This window comes from Syntrophotalea carbinolica DSM 2380, assembly GCF_000012885.1.
Lineage (GTDB): Bacteria > Desulfobacterota > Desulfuromonadia > Desulfuromonadales > Syntrophotaleaceae > Syntrophotalea > Syntrophotalea carbinolica.
Genome location: NC_007498.2, coordinates 1,538,790 through 1,558,147, shown reverse-complemented (window position 1 = coordinate 1,558,147; position 19,358 = coordinate 1,538,790). Strand labels below are relative to the sequence as shown.

16 protein-coding genes and 2 tRNA genes are annotated in these 19,358 nt (G+C 56.4%); 12 read left to right on the top strand and 6 right to left on the bottom strand.

Annotated elements, in window-relative coordinates; translation table 11 throughout:
* Positions 1–56: 56 nt before the first annotated feature.
* Both PCAR_RS07505 and gap read right to left on the bottom strand, forming a co-directional pair.
* Positions 57–1,247: a phosphoglycerate kinase gene (locus tag PCAR_RS07505; protein ID WP_011341056.1), complete on the bottom strand. Its 1,191-nt coding sequence runs from the start codon at positions 1,245–1,247 to the stop codon at positions 57–59.
* A 101-nt stretch (positions 1,248–1,348) separates the two neighbouring features.
* Complete coding sequence (gap, locus tag PCAR_RS07500) at positions 1,349–2,350, bottom strand: type I glyceraldehyde-3-phosphate dehydrogenase (protein ID WP_011341055.1); 1,002 nt, start codon at positions 2,348–2,350, stop codon at positions 1,349–1,351.
* Between the two features lie 521 nt (positions 2,351–2,871).
* Here gap and PCAR_RS07495 point away from each other — a divergent pair.
* From PCAR_RS07495 to pyrE, 5 genes are all read left to right on the top strand, one after another.
* Positions 2,872–3,642, top strand: coding sequence for an MBL fold metallo-hydrolase (locus tag PCAR_RS07495; protein ID WP_011341053.1), 771 nt, complete (start codon positions 2,872–2,874; stop codon positions 3,640–3,642).
* A 335-nt stretch (positions 3,643–3,977) separates the two neighbouring features.
* Positions 3,978–6,959, top strand: coding sequence for a phosphoribosylformylglycinamidine synthase subunit PurS (locus PCAR_RS07490; protein WP_011341052.1), 2,982 nt, complete (start codon positions 3,978–3,980; stop codon positions 6,957–6,959).
* Between the two features lie 3 nt (positions 6,960–6,962).
* Complete coding sequence (locus tag PCAR_RS07485; RefSeq protein WP_011341051.1) at positions 6,963–7,790, top strand: phosphoribosylformylglycinamidine synthase subunit PurQ; 828 nt, start codon at positions 6,963–6,965, stop codon at positions 7,788–7,790.
* Between the two features lie 171 nt (positions 7,791–7,961).
* Complete coding sequence (purF, locus tag PCAR_RS07480) at positions 7,962–9,368, top strand: amidophosphoribosyltransferase (RefSeq protein WP_011341050.1); 1,407 nt, start codon at positions 7,962–7,964, stop codon at positions 9,366–9,368.
* A 106-nt stretch (positions 9,369–9,474) separates the two neighbouring features.
* The gene (gene pyrE / locus PCAR_RS07475) at positions 9,475–10,032 is read left to right on the top strand and encodes an orotate phosphoribosyltransferase (RefSeq protein WP_011341049.1); all 558 of its coding nucleotides are present in this window, start codon (positions 9,475–9,477) and stop codon (positions 10,030–10,032) included.
* Between the two features lie 81 nt (positions 10,033–10,113).
* Here the strand turns inward: pyrE and PCAR_RS07470 are convergent, their stop codons facing one another.
* Genes PCAR_RS07470 through nadB form a run of 3 tightly spaced genes read right to left on the bottom strand, consistent with a single transcriptional unit; the run spans position 10,114 to position 12,247 of the window.
* Positions 10,114–10,320, bottom strand: a complete 207-nt coding sequence (locus tag PCAR_RS07470; protein WP_011341048.1) for a hypothetical protein — start codon at positions 10,318–10,320, stop codon at positions 10,114–10,116.
* A gap of 3 nt (positions 10,321–10,323) precedes the next feature.
* Complete coding sequence (gene pheA, locus PCAR_RS07465) at positions 10,324–10,596, bottom strand: chorismate mutase (protein ID WP_011341047.1); 273 nt, start codon at positions 10,594–10,596, stop codon at positions 10,324–10,326.
* Between the two features lie 52 nt (positions 10,597–10,648).
* Positions 10,649–12,247, bottom strand: a complete 1,599-nt coding sequence (gene nadB, locus PCAR_RS07460) for an L-aspartate oxidase (protein WP_011341046.1) — start codon at positions 12,245–12,247, stop codon at positions 10,649–10,651.
* A gap of 280 nt (positions 12,248–12,527) precedes the next feature.
* Between nadB and PCAR_RS07450 the strand changes: the two genes are divergently transcribed.
* The 7 genes from PCAR_RS07450 (at position 12,528) to PCAR_RS07420 (ending at position 17,761) form a co-directional block, all read left to right on the top strand.
* Complete coding sequence (locus PCAR_RS07450; protein ID WP_245523318.1) at positions 12,528–13,061, top strand: lytic transglycosylase domain-containing protein; 534 nt, start codon at positions 12,528–12,530, stop codon at positions 13,059–13,061.
* 306 nt (positions 13,062–13,367) lie between these two features.
* A tRNA-Gly gene (locus PCAR_RS07445) sits at positions 13,368–13,442 on the top strand.
* Positions 13,443–13,530: 88 nt separating this feature from the next.
* Positions 13,531–13,605 (top strand) — tRNA-Gly (locus tag PCAR_RS07440).
* Between the two features lie 312 nt (positions 13,606–13,917).
* Positions 13,918–15,228: a phenylacetate--CoA ligase family protein gene (locus PCAR_RS07435; RefSeq protein ID WP_011341044.1), complete on the top strand. Its 1,311-nt coding sequence runs from the start codon at positions 13,918–13,920 to the stop codon at positions 15,226–15,228.
* Positions 15,225–15,659 (top strand): ACT domain-containing protein, encoded by a 435-nt coding sequence (locus PCAR_RS07430; RefSeq protein WP_011341043.1) that lies wholly within the window; start codon positions 15,225–15,227, stop codon positions 15,657–15,659. Before PCAR_RS07435 ends, PCAR_RS07430 begins: the two co-directional genes overlap by 4 nt.
* A gap of 69 nt (positions 15,660–15,728) precedes the next feature.
* Complete coding sequence (locus tag PCAR_RS07425; RefSeq protein ID WP_011341042.1) at positions 15,729–16,877, top strand: glycoside hydrolase family 3 N-terminal domain-containing protein; 1,149 nt, start codon at positions 15,729–15,731, stop codon at positions 16,875–16,877.
* A complete protein-coding gene (locus PCAR_RS07420) occupies positions 16,874–17,761 on the top strand; it encodes a Rossmann-like and DUF2520 domain-containing protein (protein ID WP_011341041.1) in 888 nt (295 codons plus the stop codon). Before PCAR_RS07425 ends, PCAR_RS07420 begins: the two co-directional genes overlap by 4 nt.
* Positions 17,762–17,887: 126 nt before the next feature.
* On the opposite strand, the gene ltrA is transcribed toward PCAR_RS07420, so the two are convergent.
* On the bottom strand, positions 17,888–19,291 hold the full coding sequence (ltrA, locus tag PCAR_RS07415; RefSeq protein WP_041531298.1) for a group II intron reverse transcriptase/maturase: 1,404 nt from the start codon (positions 19,289–19,291) through the stop codon (positions 17,888–17,890).
* Positions 19,292–19,358: the final 67 nt, after the last annotated feature.

Genomic DNA, 19,358 nt, shown 5'->3' with positions numbered 1-19,358 from the left:
ACTGTCATATCAGGTCATGAATGAAAGCGAAAGGCCTCGCGGTGAAGCACCGCCTGCTACTTATCTGTCAAGGCAACGATGCCGGGCAGGGCTTTGCCTTCGAGAAATTCCAGAGAAGCACCGCCGCCTGTAGATATATGGGTCATTTTGTCCGCCAGTCCGGACTTTTTGGCCGCAGCGGAAGAATCTCCGCCGCCGACAATGGATACAGCCTGTGATTCGGCGATAACTTTGGCTACGGCAAAGGTACCCTGAGCAAAGGTATCGAATTCAAATACTCCCATGGGGCCGTTCCAAACCACCGTTCCGGCGTCCTTGAGCACCTCACTGAAGCGGTCTATGGTTCGCGGGCCGATGTCCAACCCCATCCATCCGGCAGGAAAATCATCATTGCCGCATACTTTGTGCTCAGCGTCGGCTTTAAATTCCGCAGCGGCCAGATGATCTTCCGGCAAAAGCATCGCAACGCCCTTGGCAGCGGCGCGTGCCATCAGTTCGGAAGCCATTTCCAAACGATCTTCTTCAACCAGAGAATTGCCCAGGTCGTAACCTTTGGCCTTGAGAAAAGTGTAGGCCATACCCCCGCCTATTATCAGAGCGTCGACTTTTTCCAGCATATTCTCAATGGCCGGCAGCTTATCCGACACTTTGGCACCGCCCAGCACAGCGACAAAAGGACGCACCGGTTCGGCGATGGCCTGCCCGAGATAGCGCAATTCTTTTTCGATGAGGAAGCCGCCCACCGCCGGCGACAGCAACCGAGCCACCCCCTCGGTCGAAGCATGCGCGCGATGCGCGGTACCAAAGGCGTCATTCACATAGACATCGGCCAGGGCCGCAAGCTGCTTGCAAAAAGCCGGATCGTTTTCCGTTTCGCCTTTGTGAAACCGTACGTTTTCAAGCATCAGGACCGCACCTTCGGCCAGCTGATCCACCAGTTTTTCGACCTCGGCCCCGATGCAGTCGGGTGCCATGATGACCGACTGACCGAGCAGGCCGCCAAGATGTTCGGCGGCCGGAGCCAAACTGAATTCGGGCTTGGGCGTACCTTTGGGCCGTCCCAGGTGGGAGGCAAGAATAAGGCGGCCGCCCTGTTCCAGAATATATTTTATGGTCGGCAACGCCGCGACAATGCGTGTATCGTCGGTAATCCGCCCATCCTTATCGAGAGGTACATTAAAATCGACGCGACAGAACACACGCTTACCTTTGAAATCGACATCCTTGACAGTCATTTTAGTGAACATGAAAAACCTCCCGCACGCGATTGTTGAATTGATAGCAGAATATATGGCAGGCACGGCCATTCAACTGTCGAGACCGGCACCGTTAAAACTTTAGATCGTTGTCAGCAAGATGCAACATAGCGGACCAAATCCACCACCCGGTTGGAGTATCCCCACTCGTTGTCGTACCAGGACAAGACCTTGACCATGTTACCACCGAGCACATTGGTGGAAAGCGCGTCGACCACCGAAGACGCCGGATGGCCATTGAAATCGACGGACACCAAGGGTTCTTCGGAATAAGCCAACACACCTTTCAACGGCCCTTCAGCCGCCATGTGCAACGCATGGTTGACGGATTCGATGGTGGTGTTTTTCCGGGTTTCCGTAACCAGGGAAATCAGGGAGACATTGGGCGTCGGCACCCGCACCGCGATCCCGTCCAGGCGTCCCGCCAACTCGGGCAGCACCTTGGCCACAGCGCGGGCCGCCCCGGTGGTGGTCGGTATCATGGACAAAGCTGCAGCCCGAGCCCGACGTAGGTCTTTTGCGGGATAATCCAGAATCTGCTGACCGTTGGTATAGGAATGAACCGTTGTCATCATGCCCTTAACCACGCCGAAATTATCCATCAGCACCTTGGCTACCGGAGCCAGGCAATTGGTGGTACAGGATGCATTGGAAATAACGAAATGCGTTTCGGGATCGAATTGCCGGTGGTTGATCCCCATGCACAGGGTTATGTCTTCACCGCAACCTGGCGCAGTAATGATCACGCGCCCCGCACCGGCCTCAAGGTGTCTGGCGGCCTGGGCGCGCTCGGTAAATTGGCCGGTTGCTTCAAGGACGATATCGACGCCGAGTTCCCGCCAGGGCAAATCGGCGGGATCCTGCTTTTCGCTCACCCTGATCAACCGTTCGGCAACCATCAGGCCACTGGCAGTTACCTGCACGGGCGGAGCAAAGGTTCCGCGTACGGAATCGTACTTAAGCAGATGGGCAAGCACCTCTGCCGGATTCAGATCATTAATAGCCACGATTTCGACGTCTTTGTCAGCCCAGGCTGCGCGAAATATGCTGCGCCCGATGCGACCGAAGCCGTTAATTGCTACTTTTACCGCCATTACCACCTTGCTCCCGAACTTTGTAAAAGGCCAAAACCAAATCCGAAACTTCAATTTTTCCCGTAAAATCGGCAACTTACATAGCCACACAGGCCAGCAAAGTTAACGCCTGATAATAGCCAATCGGTTTTGAATCGTCAACCGCTTTCCCACCTGTAAAACATTGCGCGGTTGTGCTTTAACGCCCGGCATGGTATTTATTCCTAGCTTCAGGAGATTTTCTGTAACGGCTTTAACGGCAGGTTCCGACATCATCCCGGCACACTGGATTTCGTTTTTTCAACCTTTGCAGAAACAAACGGGAATCCCCTGGGAACGTTCAACGCCAAATCCCATGGCGGCCCCATTAGCCGACCGCCTATTTTTGGAGAAACTGCCCGAATTCATTTTTTTCGGAAAAAGGTCCTGACTCTGGACTTCCCGATGCCAATGTGGCAGGATGGCGGATTCGTTTTATCTTGCGAACACCGCTATTTTCCGGTATATAAACGGCGCCTTGCCGTGGATAACAGGGAGGCCAAGTGCAAGTCTGTCTGCTGGCGAGCGGCAGTAAAGGTAACGCAATTTATGTCGAGACGGCCGAAAGCCGGTTACTGATCGACGCTGGCCTCTCTGCCCGCGAAATCGGCCGCCGGCTACAGGTCATTGGCGCCGAGCCGGAACGTCTCGATGCGCTGCTGGTCACCCACGAGCATCGCGACCATTGCTGTGGCCTCGGCCCCGTTGCCCGACGCTGGAATGTGCCCGTACACGTGCACCAAGCGACACATGAGGCGCTGCCTGGGGTGGGAAAACTGCCGAGCACCGTCACGTTCGATTCCGGCGACACTTTTCGCCTGCGGGACATCGAAGTCCAAACGGTGCCGATCACCCATGATGCCGTGGCGCCGACCGGATTCATCCTATCGACCTCAGCCGGAAAAATCGGCATCGTCACGGATCTGGGTCTCGCGACCCGGCTGGTTGCCGACCGTTTCAAAGGCTGCCGGGTGTTGGTTCTCGAATCGAACCACGATGAGGATCTGCTGCGCGACGGACCCTATCCGTGGCATCTGAAACAACGTGTTCGCAGCCGTCACGGCCATCTGTCCAACAATGAAGCCGCGCAACTGCTGCGGGATCTTCATTGGGATGGACTGGAGGCGGTTTTCCTGGCGCATCTGAGTGAAACCAACAATACGCCGCAATTGGCCGAAGCCTGCGCTCGCGGGGTACTTGAGGAACAGGGCGCCAGTTCAACCCAACTGTTTATCGGCAGTCAGAACAAACCCAGCGACTGCTTTGTCTGGTAGCACCGCCACACTGCCTGGATGAAAGACGGGCTGAAGCCTTTTGCAATGGACAATATTCAAACCACAATCCGGCGGATTCAGCGCCTGCCCTGCCCCATGCACATCGCCACTCGTGGCCCGGGCAACGCCGCTCTGACAGCGTATGGCAGGGTTGGGAAGAGAGTCATCCATCCGGTTTCGCGGGTAACCTTGTCCATGCATCCGCATTGTATACATACAAACACATCAAGACTATCACCGGCGGGAACTTGTACATGCGAGGTTTCCCGTGCGGCACGGCGGCCTGCGTGCCGCCGTATGACGTTTACCGGTTCACCCTTGTCGAGGAGATCATAATGGCCTGGAGAGTAGAAGTCGGACTGAAAGAAGGCATTCGCGATGCGCGCGGCGAACGCGTCAAACGCGAAATCCGCGAACACCTTGGAATCGTATTGGACGAGGTACAGACCATCGATGTCTATACCATCGATGCGGAATTGTCCCAAGCAGAGGTGAACGCGGCTGCCGAGGGACCTTTCTCGGATCCGGTGATTCAGCGCTATGCCGTCAACCAACCGCTTGCCGCCCGGTTCGACGTCCTGATTGAAGTCGGTTTCCGCCCCGGCGTCACCGACAACGTCGGTCGCACATCCAGGGAAGCCATTCAATACCTCACCGGTCGGGCATTTGGCGACGACGAAGGTGTTTACACCTCTGTGCAGTACCTTCTTTCGGGCCAACTTGATGAAGACGCGGCCGAGCGCATTGCCGCCGGCTTTTTGGGTAACGGACTGATTCAGCGCTGGACCATCATTCCCGCTGCGGAGTTCAACCGTAAAACCGGCGTCCCGGTTACGGTGCCCCGGGTGGTTTCGACTGCCGAACCCAAGGTGCGGGAGATTGACCTCAACGTCTCCGACGAGGAACTGATGCGCATCAGCCGCGAAGGCGTGCTGGCGCTCAACCTGGAGGAAATGAAAGAAATCCAGGCCTTTGCCAACGACCCTCAAAACCAGGCCGAACGTCAGAAGATGGGGCTCTCCACCCGCCTGACCGATGTGGAGCTGGAAGCCCTGGCGCAGACCTGGAGTGAACACTGCAAGCATAAGATTTTCTCGGCCCGCATCGATTACGAAGACAGTGAGGGCAATTCAGAGACCATCGACTCCCTCTTCAAGACGTTTATCGTCGGTGCTACCCGCGATGTACGCGCCGCCAAAGGGCAAAAGGATTTCTGCCTGTCCGTGTTCAAGGACAACGCCGGAGTCATCCGCTTCAACGACGACTGGAGCCTGGTGTTCAAGGTCGAAACGCATAACTCCCCCAGCGCCCTCGATCCTTACGGCGGCGCGTTGACGGGGATCGTGGGCGTCAACCGCGATCCTTTCGGCACCGGCATGGGAGCCCGCCTGATTTTCAATACCGATGTGTTCTGCTTCGCTTCGCCTTTTTACAGCGAACCGCTGCCGCCGCGCCTGTTGCATCCGCGACGAATCTTTGAAGGCGTGGTCGAAGGGGTCGAACACGGCGGCAATAAAAGCGGTGTGCCGACCGTCAACGGTTCTATCGTGTTCGACGATCGTTTTGCCGGCAAGCCGCTGGTTTACTGCGGTACCGCCGCATTGATGCCCGCCGAAATCCATGGCCAGCCCGGTCATGTCAAGCAGGCCCAGGTCGGCGACCGCATTATGATGGTCGGCGGCCGTATCGGCAAAGACGGCATTCATGGCGCCACCTTCTCCTCCGAGGAGTTGCACGAAGGTTCCCCGGCCACCGCGGTTCAGATCGGCGATCCCATCACCCAGAAACGCATGTTCGACTTTTTGATCATCGCGCGGGATCGCGGCCTTTATAATTCCATCACCGACAACGGTGCCGGCGGTCTGTCCTCCTCCGTTGGCGAGATGGCCGAAGATACCGGCGGATTTGAAATGCACCTGGATCGCGCGCCGCTGAAATACTCCGGCCTGCAGCCGTGGGAGATTCTCATCTCCGAAGCGCAGGAACGCATGACCGTTGCGGTTCCCATCGACAAGGCCGAAGCCTTCATCGCTCTGGCCAAGGAAATGGATGTGGAAGCTACAGACCTTGGCGTCTTCAACGACTCCGGCTATTACCACTGCCTGTACGACGGCAAGACCGTCACTTATCTGCCTATGGAGTTTCTCCACGCGGGCGTCCCGCAGCTGCAGCTGAAGGCCCGCTGGGAAAACCGTGCCTACCAGGAACCGGAATTCAGTCAGCCCGTCGACGCGGAAGCCACTTTGCGCCACTTGCTGGCTCGACTGAATATCTGCTCCAAGGAAAGCGTGGTGCGCCGCTACGACCATGAGGTGCAGGCCGGCACCGTGCTTAAACCCTTGGTGGGTATCGCCAACGACGGCCCCGCCGACGCTGCCATGGTCAGGCCCCTACCCGACTCCTTCGAGGGTGTTGTGGTGGCCCATGGCATCACCCCCCGCTACAGCGACATCGACACCTATCACATGATGGCCTGTGCCGTCGATGAAGGGCTACGCAACTATGTCGCCGTCGGCGGCAACATCGATCACGTCGCGGGTCTCGACAACTTCTGCTGGTGCGATCCGGTACAAAGCGAAAAAACTCCCGACGGAGAGTACAAGGCCGCACAGCTGGTTCGTGCCAACAAGGCGCTCTACGACTACTGCCTGGCCTTCGGCGTGCCCCTGATTTCAGGTAAGGACTCCATGAAAAACGACTACCAGATCGGGGACACCAAAATTTCCATTCCGCCGACAGTGCTATTCTCGGTGATCGGCAAAGTCGACGACATCCGCAAAGGCGTCACCATGGACGCCAAACGCCCCGGCGACCTGATTTACCTGCTTGGCATCACGCGCAACGAGCTGGGCGCATCCGAGTATTACGACATGCTCGGCCACCTCGGCAAGAACGTCCCCAAGGTCGACGCCGCCACCGCCCTGCAACGATACCGCACCGTGAACCAGGCCCAGAAACAGGGGCTGCTGGCCAGTTGCCACGACCTGTCCGACGGCGGCCTCGGCATCGCCCTGGCAGAAACGGCTTTCGCCGGCGGTTTCGGCATGCATGTCGATTTGCGCAACGTCAAATGTGACGAAGTGCTGCGCGAAGACGCCGTGCTGTTCTCCGAAACGGCCAGCCGCCTGCTTGTAACCGTAAAGCCCGACAACAAAACGGCCTTCGAAAAACTTTTCAACGGTCAGGATGTATCCATGCTCGGCACCATCACCGAAGATCAGGAACTGCGTATCGTCGGCCTCGGTGGCGAGGTTCTGGTCCGGACCCAAATTGATGATCTCAAAGAGGCGTGGCAGGCGCCGTTAAGGGAGATGTAAACTATGTCGAAACAAGTACGTGCCATCGTTATTGCCGGCAACGGCACCAACTGCGAAAGAGAAACGGCCCATGCCTGCCGCCTGGCCGGTGCCGAAGTGGTCGACATCGTCCATATTTCCGAACTGTTAAGTGGCCGGGTGCTGCTGCAGGACTACCACTTCCTCAATCTGGCCGGTGGCTTTCTCGACGGCGATGACCTCGGCAGCGCCAAGGCCGGCGCCAATCGGCTGCTGCACGCTCCGATCAAGGACAGCGAAGAACACCTGAGCGAACACCTGCGCAAATTCATCGCTGACGGCAAGCTGATCATGGGCGTCTGCAACGGCTTTCAGCTGATGGTCAAAATGGGGCTGCTGCCGGCTCTGGAAAAGGATTTTACCCAGAGTGTCACTCTGACATTCAACGACAACGGCCGTTTTGAAGACCGCTGGGTGTACCTCAAGGCCGACCCTGAGTCGCCGTGCATTTTCACTCGCGGCCTCGACGGCATTACCCTGCCGGTACGTCATGGCGAAGGTAAACTTGTTGTCGAAAGCGATGCCACACTGGAACAAATCACGGCAAAGCATCTGGGGGTCCTCCAGTACAGCCTGCCGGATTACAGCGCGCCGACCCAGGACTATCCTCTGAACCCCAACGGTTCTACCGCTGCGATAGCCGGGCTCTGCGATGAAACAGGGCGCTTGTTCGGGCTCATGCCGCATCCGGAAGCCTACGTTCACCGCACCCACCACCCCCGCTGGACCCGCGAGGAGAATCTCCCCGAGGAAGGCATGGGGCTGTGGCTGTATCAAAACGCGGTACGCTTCATCCGGGACGAACTGCTCTAACTTCCACCATGAAGAGCCCATTCGAGGTCAAGCGAATGGGCTCTTCCATGACACGACCCAACGGAACAGCATGCCTCAACAGACAGAGGTATGGTATATTGAATATTTACGGCGATGGCGCTATTCGATGCGCCGCGCCAAACGGCATCCAGCAGGGAGCTCAACGGTATTATGTTTGACAAATACGAGGACGAGTGCGGCGTATTCGGTATCTACGGTCATCCGGAAGCCGCCAACATGACATATCTGGGACTTTACGCCCTTCAGCATCGTGGTCAGGAAAGCTGCGGCATCTCAGCCGCCGACGGAATGCGACTGCGAACCCATCTCGGCAGCGGGCTGGTAGCTGATGTCTTCAAGGATGACGAGATATTCAACAAACTGTCGGGTGACGCCTCCATCGGCCATGTGCGCTACTCCACAGCCGGTGGCGACAATATCCGCAACTGCCAACCCATCGCTGTCGATTACGCCCGTGGCAGCGTTGCGGTCGCGCACAACGGTAACCTGGTCAACGCCCGGGAGGTGCGCAACGCCCTGGAGGAAAAAGGCTCCATCTTCTCCACCACGGCTGATACCGAAGTCATCATCCACTTACTGGCCCGTTCCCAGAGCGATTCTTTGGGGGATCGTATTTCGGAAGCCCTGCGCCAGGTCCGTGGTGCGTACAGCCTGGTGTTTCTCACCGAAACACGCATGGTCGCAGCACGCGACCCTCACGGATTCAGGCCGCTGGTGCTCGGAGAAGTCGACGGTGCTTACGTGGTAGCATCCGAAACCTGCGCGCTGGATCTTATCGAAGCGCGGTTTATACGGGAAATCGAACCGGGCGAAATGGTGATTTTCGATAAAAACGGCATGACATCGTACCACCCGTTTGAAGAACGCACCCCTTCCCCCTGTATTTTCGAATTCGTCTATTTCGCGCGACCGGACAGCACCATTTTCGGACAGCAGGTCTACCAGATGCGCAAGGGGTTCGGTCATCAGTTGGCCCGTGAGCACCAGGTGGAAGCCGACATCGTCATCCCGGTCCCCGACTCGGGCGTCCCAGCTGCCATCGGCTATGCCGAAGAAGCCGGAATCCCCTTTGAAATGGCCCTGATCCGCAACCATTACGTCGGCCGCACCTTCATCGAGCCCCAGCAGTCGATCCGGCATTTCGGCGTCAAAATCAAACTCAACGCCATTCGCGAAGTGCTGCAAGGCAAACGGGTGGTGGTTATCGACGACTCCATCGTGCGCGGCACCACATCCCGTAAAATCATTAAAATGATTCGCAACGCCGGTGCCAAGGAAGTTCATATGCGGGTTTCGTCGCCGCCAACAGCTTACCCCTGTTTCTACGGCATCGACACGCCCACCCGCAAAGAACTGATCGCGTCATCGCACACCATCGACGAAATCCGCAAATATGTCACTGCAGACACCCTCGGTTATCTGTCACTCGAGGGTATGCTGGAAATCGCCGGGGCGCCCAAGGGGGCGAAGGGGCACTTTTGCGAAGCCTGTTTCAGCGGCAATTACCCGGTTAAATTCCCACGCTTGAAATCCGATGATCAGCTCGGGCTGTTCTGAGTTTCGTTAACACCTGCGGCTTGTATCTTCTCCGGCACAAAGACCCACGTTTGCCGGATCGAAGATTGACCGATGGGTGCATTGTCCATAACAAGGAGATTTGGTTTTGACCAGCGATCGCGCAGAACTTAAAAACATCATTCGCCAGCTGTCCTATGAAGAACGCGAGGTGACACTGGCGTCAGGACGCAAAAGCAACTTTTATTTCGACGGCAAACAGACCACTTTGCATCCGCGCGGTGCCATGCTGGTAGGAAAAGCCGTACTTGAAGAACTCAAGCACTTCCCCGGTCCTATCGACGGAGTCGGGGGGTTAACGCTCGGCGCCGACCCGATCGCCACGGCGGCGGCCCTGGTGAGCTCCATGGGCGACACGCCGATCCCGGCTTTCATTATCCGCAAGGAACCGAAAGGACACGGCACCGGCCAGTGGCTGGAAGGCCGCAAAAATCTTCGTCCCGGGGCCCGAGTAGTGATCGTGGAAGACGTTTTAACGACCGGCGGTTCGGCGCTCAAAGCCGTCGACCGGGCCCGTGAAGAAGGCCTTGAAGTACTCGGCATCATCACCCTGGTCGACCGCCAGGAAGGCGGTCGCGAAATTGTGGAAGCCGCCGGTCTGCAATTGCACTCCATCTTCACCAAGAGCCAAATCGTCTCCGATTAATTTTCAACGGACACGGTAATGCATACTAAAAAAGGGAAAGCCATTGGCTTTCCCTTTTTTGTTGGATCATTTAATCGAGCGTTATTCCTCAGGAATTTTGAACACCGCCAGCACGCCGGGCAGAGCCTGAAGTTCCTGCATATCGAGGCGGGCCGTTTCGCCAATGATGCCGATGATCACACGATTGGCACCGGTTGACTGATGAAAATCGTAGTCAAGATCGACCAGATACTGTTTGAGCTCGTTAAGATCCTTCTCCGTAGCTGTTGACCTCATAACCACCAGCATGGTTTATTCCCCTTTCGTCCGGATACGCTCCAATCGCCTGGTCTCGTCAATAACACGCTCGAAAAGTCGAACAATGGCGCTATTTTCGAGGGGACCGGGATTGGTACCTTGCATGCGATCAAATATCTTCTGTTCTCGCGTGGGGTCGTACACCGCCCGTCCCTCAGCTTTTTTAATTTCACCGATGGCAAGCGCCAAAGCGGCCCGACGGTTAAAAATCTTCAGCAGCTCGTCATCCAGCGCGTCGATTTCCTGTCTGATTTCGTCAATAGTCAAATCCAGCTCCCGATAGTTCGAATGCTTTCGGATTTCTCCGAATGAACACCCATCATAATTTTTTACGTATCAAAGTATCTTTTTTCCAATGCACATCGTCCCGCTCCGGATAATCGATATTGTAATGCAATCCGCGACTTTCACGACGCTGGCGGGCACAGCGAACGATCAGTTCGGCGACGGTGGCTATATTCCGGAGTTCGATAAGGTCGGAGGTGGGATAAAAGTCCCAGTAATACTCGGTAATCTCTTCCTTGATCATCTGAAGGCGTCGCAAGGCGCGTTTAAGACGCTTATTGGTCCGAACGATACCGACATAATTCCACATGCAACGACGGATTTCATCCCAGTTATGGGCGACCACAACCTCTTCGTCGCTGTCGGTAGCCTTGCCGTAATCCCACGGTTTCACCTGGGGAACCACCTCATGTTTTTCTTTGATCCGCCCTAAAGAACGCTGCGCCACCAGCTCGGCAAAAACCACGCCTTCGAGCAGGCTGTTACTGGCCAGGCGATTCGCACCATGCAGCCCGGTACACGCGACTTCGCCGATGGCAAACAGGTTGACCAGGTCCGATTCCCCCCATTTGTCGACCTTCACGCCACCGCATACGTAATGCGCTGCAGGTACCACCGGAATCGCTTCCGTGGTGATGTCAATGCCGTACTTCAAACAGGTTTCATAGATATGGGGAAATCGGTTGCGGATATACTCGGGATCCCGGTGGGTAATATCGAGGAAAACGCTCTCGTCACCGTGAATTTTCATTTCGTTGTCGATCGCCCTGGCGGTAATATCCCGCGGCGCCAGATCCTTCAGCTCATGATACTGGTCCATAAAGGCCGTACCGTCCCGACGCCGCAAAATCGCCCCTTCACCACGTACCGATTCAGAAATGAGAAAGGATTTGGCTTTAGGGTGGTAAAGGGTGGTGGGATGAAACTGCATGAACTCCATATCGGCAATGGTGGCACCGGCTCGATAAGCCATGGCGATCCCGTCGCCGGTCGCCACGTCGGGATTGCAGGTATAGAGATAGACCTTGCCGGCGCCGCCGGTTGCGAGAACCGTCACACGCGCACCGAAGGTCTGCACCTTGCGACTTTCAATATCGAGAACATGCGCGCCGAGACAGCGATTGGATCGTTTTTCGCTCGACCCGGCCTTGGCATCGGTAATCAGGTCAATGCAGATATGGTGTTCGTAGATCGTGATGTTGGGGTGATTTCTGGCCGCTTCCACCAACGCCCGTTCGATCTCCTGACCGGTCATGTCCTTGGCATGCAGAATACGCCTCCGGCTATGCCCGCCTTCACGGGTAAGATCGTAGGTGTCATCGTCTTTTTTGCTGAAACGCACACCCCAGTTGATCAAATCGGCGATAGCCTGAGGCCCTCTTTGCACCACCATGCGGACCACATCTTCATCCGACAGATAGACTCCAGCAACCATGGTATCGCGCACATGGGCGGCAAAAGAGTCTTCCGACGAAAGAACCGAAGCAATACCGCCTTGCGCCAGATTGGTTGCTGTCTCGGAAATTTCCCGTTTGGTTACCACAGCCACCTGACCGAAATCAGCGACCTTAAGAGCATAGGACAAACCGGCGATACCGCTGCCGATAACAAGAAAATCCGTGGTGATATTCACTGCAAGACCTCACTTCCAATTAATAGCAACGCAAACCCACTGAGACAGCCGCCTACAAAAACTTGATCCGAACATCTGCCGTTATTCGCAAGCCACGACGGACAAGGAAGCCGACAGGCAACGATCCAAAAAAACTGAACCATTATCGGAACCCCCCTGAACATTGTCAAGGTTTTTGCATGTGCAAACAGCTTGAAATACAACCGCTTTCAGGATATAGTCGCCAAATGTACGGAATACCGAGAAAATGAAAAATTTTCCAGTCATATGTTTATTTATTATGGGAGGGATCTTATCCTTCGATGCCACTGCCTGCCGGGCGGATATCTACAGGTACGTCGACAGCCATGGCGTCATGCACTTCACCAACACACCCACCAATTCCCGATACAGCTTTTACCTCAAAGAATCTCCGACCAAACGGCCCGGTCCCAAAAGCCTTGATGACATCATCGAAAGATACGCCGTTGCCAACCGCCTGGAAAAGGCTCTGGTGCGGGCTGTCATCAAGGCTGAAAGCGACTACAATCCCCGTGCCGTGTCCCGCAAGGGGGCAAAAGGCATGATGCAACTGGTTCCCGAAACGGCCCGGGAAATGAAGGTCTCCGACCCTTTCGACCCCGAGGATAACATCCGTGGAGGCACACGCTACTTACGCAAAATGCTTGACCTTTTCAACGGCAATCTCGATTTGGCCCTGGCCGCCTACAATGCCGGCCCGGGTGCGGTTCGCAGGCATGGCGGCATCCCCCCCTACGCCGAGACCCGTCAATACGTCCAGCGTGTCAAACGTTTCCTTCAATCCTATCGCTAAAACCGGATGTCGGCCTTCTTCTCCTTGACACCAAAAGACTGTACCCTGGGCTTTATCTGCCATCGACTTGCACACCTGTGGCCTTTTCGCGAAATCGGGACAACATTTTTGGGAACGCCGATGTCCACTCACCCCCACCACAGCCAAAAATAAGCGGGCTCCGGCGACCCGGTTGCATGTCTCATTGTTTATCGCTACATGGACCATCGCAGAACAAAACGAAATTCCCTGATATTTTTTGTTGACTTGAAAAATGCCTTTTGCTATTAATAACCCCGCTCGCAACACGGAGCAGTAAGCGACACTGCGGGAATAACTCAGTGGTAGAGTGCAACCTTGCCAAGGTTGAAGTCGCGGGTTCGAATCCCGTTTCCCGCTCCAGCGAACAAGGCCCCGAACTTCTGGGTTCGGGGCTTTTCAATCCCTCGCGGGAGCGTTTTAACGCCAAGTCGCCAAAGACATACACTCTGCGGGAATAACTCAGTGGTAGAGTGCAACCTTGCCAAGGTTGAAGTCGCGGGTTCGAATCCCGTTTCCCGCTCCAGAATCAAGGCCCCGAATATTCACGTTCGGGGCCTTTTTACGTTACGCCCAGCCCTCTCCGCTAATCCAGGACCATTTCCCCACATCCGGCAATATCCATCGGAACAGATCTGCGTCAACCCGGCTTGGCACATTATAGAGCTATCCGATCCTGCACTTTTCTACCATTTCGGGGAAAAATCTGCTATCTTCAGTTTCGGCCTAAACGGCTGTCCGGCGCTTCGCTCTTCCGAGCCGACCAAACGGCCCCGGGAGCCATTTCCGACATACCCGCTGCGACCATCCATCGTATCAGCGAAAGGACGCACTTACCATGTACTGGAAACCTGAAATTGAAATCCTGCCTCAGCAGCAACTGCACATCCTTCAGGCTCAGCGTCTGCAGGAAACTCTGAGCAGAGCCGCAAATTCGCCTTTTTATGGCCAACAGTTCAAACAGCATGGCATCTCAGCCGAGATGATTAAAAACGTCGACGATATACGACGCCTGCCCTTTACGACCAAAGAGGATCTGCGCAGCCACTTTCCATACGGTTTCCTGACCGTTCCGAAACAGGGAGCTGTTCGCCTGCACTGTTCCAGCGGGACCACCGGCAATCCAACGGTCATTTTTCACGACAATCACGATTTGAGTTCATGGGCGGATCTGGTGGCCCGCTCCCTCTATTGTGCCGGACTGCGCGACACCGACGTTTTCCAGAATATATGCGGTTACGGCTTGTTCACCGGCGGTCTCGGATTTCAGTACGGCGCGGAGCGTCTTGGCGCCCTCGTCATCCCCGCCGCCGCCGGCAACACGCGACGCCAGATCAAATTGATGCAGGATTTCGGCACAACGGCTATTCATACCATCCCCAGCTACCTGTACCGATTGTATGCCGCGTTTCAGGACATGGGGCTGGATCCGCAGCACGACACCAATCTCAAGCTGTTTGTCATCGGCGCGGAACCCCACACCGATGCTCAAAGACGCCGCATCGAGAATCTGTTCGGCGTCAAGGCGTTCAATTCCTACGGCCTGTCGGAAATGAACGGCCCGGGTGTTGCCTTCGAATGCGAGTATCAGAACGGCCTGCACGTCTGGGAGGATGCTTTTTTGACTGAAATCATCGATCCCGACACCCTGGAACCGGTTCCGGACGGCGAAGAAGGAGAATTGGTGTTCACTACTCTCGACCGTCACGCTATGCCGCTGCTGCGATACCGGACCCGGGATCTTACCCGTTTTCTGCCCGGCGACTGCCCCTGCGGCCGCACGCACCGAAGGCTGGCCCGCATCTCCGGACGAACCGATGACATGTTTATCATCAAGGGATGCAATGTCTTCCCCATGCAGATCGAAAAAGTATTGATGCGGTTTGCCGAAGTCGGTACCGATTACATCATCGCACTGGATACGGTAGACGGAAACGACGAAATCACCGTCAAGATTGAGCTTCAAAAATCATGGTTCACCGGAGATCTCGAGGCCCTGGAAAACCTTTCCCGGCGCATCGCCCATGAACTCCGTGACGAGATACTGGTCACACCTGCCATAAAGTTGGTTGAACCGGGAAGTCTGCCAAAGAGTGAAGGTAAAGCTATTCGGGTCCAGGATTCCCGTGACCCCAAGGAGGCGTTATGATTGCCCATCAGGTTTCGATTTTTCTGGAGAACAAACCCGGTCGTCTCGAGAAGGTCACTGCCGTGCTTAAGAATATCGGCATAAATATTCGCGCCATGACCCTGTCGACCAGTTCGGCGGGATGGGGCATCCTCAACCTGCTGGTCGATCACCCCGAAACGGCCTGCGACAAACTGTCCGAGGAAGGTCATCCGGCGGTTCTGAGGGAAATCGTCGCCGTCAGCATGCAGGACCGGGCCGGGGCGCTGCACGATATGCTAAGCGTGCTGGCGCAGGCAGGTCTCAACGTACAGAACGCATACGGCACGGTGCTGGGCGACCACCAGACGGCGATACTTATCATCGATGTGGAAAACTCCCAGCACGTGCAGCGGATTTTTGATTCGGCCGGCGTGCAGACCCTCACCGCCAAACAGGTGTATGGACTTTAAGCCGGCAACACAACCGGGCTTTTTCCCTGGCCTTTCCCCTGCACCCGCCTGCAGTGTTCGGAGTACCTCATGGCGCTACGTCTGATACTATCATGCATCGGGATCATAGTTGCCAGCTGGGCCCTCCCCGTTCACGCCGCTACCGGATCCGTGCATAAAGCAGCCGCCCGCGCCCAGGCGAAGCTGCCTCTGGGGCAATTGCTCATGGTCGGGTTTGCCGGTGCGGATCTTGACAAGCACCACCCCATCCTTGAGGACATAAAGCAACGCCATCTCGGCGGGGTGGTGTTATTCAATTACGGTCCGGACCGCAACCATCCCGCAGGCAATATCCGCTCGCCGCAACAACTGCGGCGGCTTACCGCACAACTTCAGCAAGCCGCCGGAAACACACCGCTGCTGATTGCCATTGACCAGGAGGGCGGTCGCATCAACCGCCTCAAACAGGCGTATGGCTTTCCTCCCACCGTGTCGTATGCATCATTGGGGCGACGCAATGATCTTGCCCTTACCCGCCGCCAGGCCCAAAATACGGCTCGAACACTGCAACAAGCCGGCATCAATCTCAACCTCAGTCCGGTCGTGGATCTGAACGTCAACCCAGCCAATCCCATCATCGGCAGGCTGCAAAGAAGCTTTTCCGCAGAGCCAGGAACCGTCATATCCCATGCCCGCGAAGTTATCCGTGCCCATCACCAACAGGGTGTCCTCTGCTGCTTGAAACACTTCCCCGGCCATGGCAGTTCAACAGCCGATTCCCACAAAGGGTTCGTGGACGTAACGAACACCTGGAGCCCCAGGGAATTATTGCCCTTTGCCACCCTGATCGATGAAGGTCTGGCCGATGCGGTATTGACGGCGCATGTATTCAACAGCGAACTCGACCCCAGGTATCCGGCAACCTTGTCGGAAAGGACCGTTCATGGTGTGCTTCGAAAACAGCTCGGTTTTCAGGGGGTAGTCATCAGTGACGATCTGACCATGGGGGCCATCGCCGATCAGTACCGCCTTGAAGATGCGGTGGAAAAAGCTTTGAATGCCGGCGTCGACATCCTCCTTTTGGCCGACAACAGCCCGGACACCACCAGCCGCATGATTGCGATCATGCAAAAACTTATCGACTCCGGCCGTGTCACCCGGAAACGTATCGTGCAAGCCCTGAAACGTATCGATGACCTCAAGTCCCACCTGCGTTCCAATATACAGAGGCAGCCATGACACCGACGACAACCATGAACATCATCGGCTGCGGCCGTCTCGGTAAAACCCTGGCATGCCTATGGCGGAAACACGACATGCTGCAGGTGCAGGATGTCGTGAATCGCTCCCTGCCAAGTGCGCAGGCCGCGATCGATTTCATCGGTGCCGGCACAGCCTGCGGCGCCGAGGAACTGCATCCGGCCGATATCACCCTGATCGCAACGGATGACGCATCCATCGCAGCATGTGCAGCCCAACTCGACGCCACGGGTATCCTGCGTCCCGGCGACATCGTTTTTCATTGCAGCGGAGCTCTTGGTTCTGAAATATTGGCGCCGCTACGCCGCTGCAAAGCCCTACTTGCCAGTGTGCATCCCATCAAAAGTTTCGCCGACCCGGCTTCCGCCACCAGCAGTTTTCCCGGAACCTTCTGCGGCATTGAAGGGGATCGGCCTGCTACAGAACGCTTAAAGCCTCTATTTGAGGGCATTGGCGGTAAGCTGCTGCCCCTTTCCGGTGATACCAAGACCCTCTACCATGCCGCCATGACCATCAGCGCCAATTACCTGGTAACCCTGATGCAAATGAGCATTGAGACCCTTGAACAAGCCGGGTTACCGGCAGAAACGGCGTTGCAGGTTCTAGAACCCATGGTACGCAATACCGTGGACAACATCTTCACTCTCGGACCAGGCGCAGCCCTTACAGGCCCCATCGCGCGCCGTGACGGTATGATTGTCAAACGCCATGTGGACGCGCTCCGGACATGGCAACCGGACATGGCAAAACTCTACCAGGCCCTCGGCCGAAAAACGCTGGAAGTGGCCCAAAACCACAAAGCCGCTGCGGCCGCAAAAGAACAGGCTATGCAAAATATCCTGAAGAATGGCGAAACCGATTAGCGCCGCGGATTACAGCTTTCAAGCCCTCCTTGCATGCCTGTCGGAAAATAGATGTATCGGGTAGGAGGCGGGGTTACCCCCGCCGTCCTCCCACACCACCGTGCGTACGGTTCCGTACACGGCGGTTCACAAAGCGCACTGAAAGCGTCTGCGGTAATCTACTAACGAGACCAACCCCAGTCTGTCGAAGTAGGATTTCCGAAGTGCATCGTGCATATGCGAGGCTCCTGAGTTCCACCAGGGGCCTCGCTCATTTGTGGCGGATCGCCACGCCCGATGCTCTGGCAATCCCCGCCGCATCAAATTCCTGGCTCGGGTAAAGGGGCGCTTCCACTGTCGCCACAGAATGCAGCGCAGTTTCCGCCTGATCCAACCATCAAGATCCTCGAAGATACCCTTAACCTCCGCCAGGCGAAAGTAGGCGATCCAACCTCGAAGCTTCGGAGTGGACTCTTCGATGACCCGCTTGAGACGGCGTCCCCTTCCCCGCCGAAAGATTTCTCGCAGGCTAGTCTTGAACCGCTTCACGGAAGATCCCGCCACTTTCAGACGGGGCTTTTTGTGAGAGGTCATGCTGTAGCCTAGAAAGGTTCTTTCCCAGGGGCGGCCAACGGCGCTTTTGACGCGGTTGACTTTGAGCTTGAGCTGCTGTTCCAGAAACCGTGTCAACGAGGTCATGACTCGCTCGGCCGCCCGGCGACTATGCACGTAAATATTGCAGTCGTCGGCATAGCGACAGAAGGCATGGCCCCGCCTCTCCAGTTCCTTGTCAAACTCGTCGAGAAGGATGTTCGACAGCAGGGGCGAGAGAGGGCCGCCCTGCGGCGTCCCCTGTACCCTTGGCGAAATAATCCCCCCTTCAAGCACACCGACCGTCAGATATCGGCGAATCAACCCTAATACCCGGCGGTCTTTGACTTTGCGGGCCACCCGCGACATGAGTATGTCGTGGCCCATGCGGTCAAAGAATTTCTCCAAGTCGATATCGACCGCCCAGCGCCGCCCGGAGGCTACGTGCCGGCGGGCGGACTGAACGGCTTGGTGGGCGCTCCGTCCGGGACGAAACCCGTAGGAGTGCTCGGAGAATTCCGGTTCAAACAGCCGCATCAGCTCCTGATGCAGCGCCTGCTGAATGAGCCGATCCAGCACCGTGGGAATGCCGAGCATACGCATCCCGCCACCGGGCTTGGGAATTTCCACCTTCCGCACCGGCTGAGGCTGGTAGGTTCCGGTCAGCAGTTCTTCTTTGATGCGCGGCCACTGCTCCTGCAGGTAGGTCTTAAGGTCGCCAACCGGCATTCCGTCGATGCCCGCCGCGCCCTTGTTCCTGACCACTCGCTGGTAAGCCGCCATCATGTTGCCGCGACTGACGACTTCTTCCATCAGCCGCGTTGCCACTTCCGTCCAGGATGATTCACTGCATGCCGTGACGTTTGACGCACCGATGCCGTACTCTCGCGACTTCCGGTCGCTACCCTCGGACATAGCCCCCGGCATCTCAACCAGGGCTTCTGCTTCTTCGATCGTCATCGAAATTCGTGCCTCCTGAAAAGCGCCTCGTGTTCGGCCCTTCGCCAAGGTGGTTAGCCCGGCTATT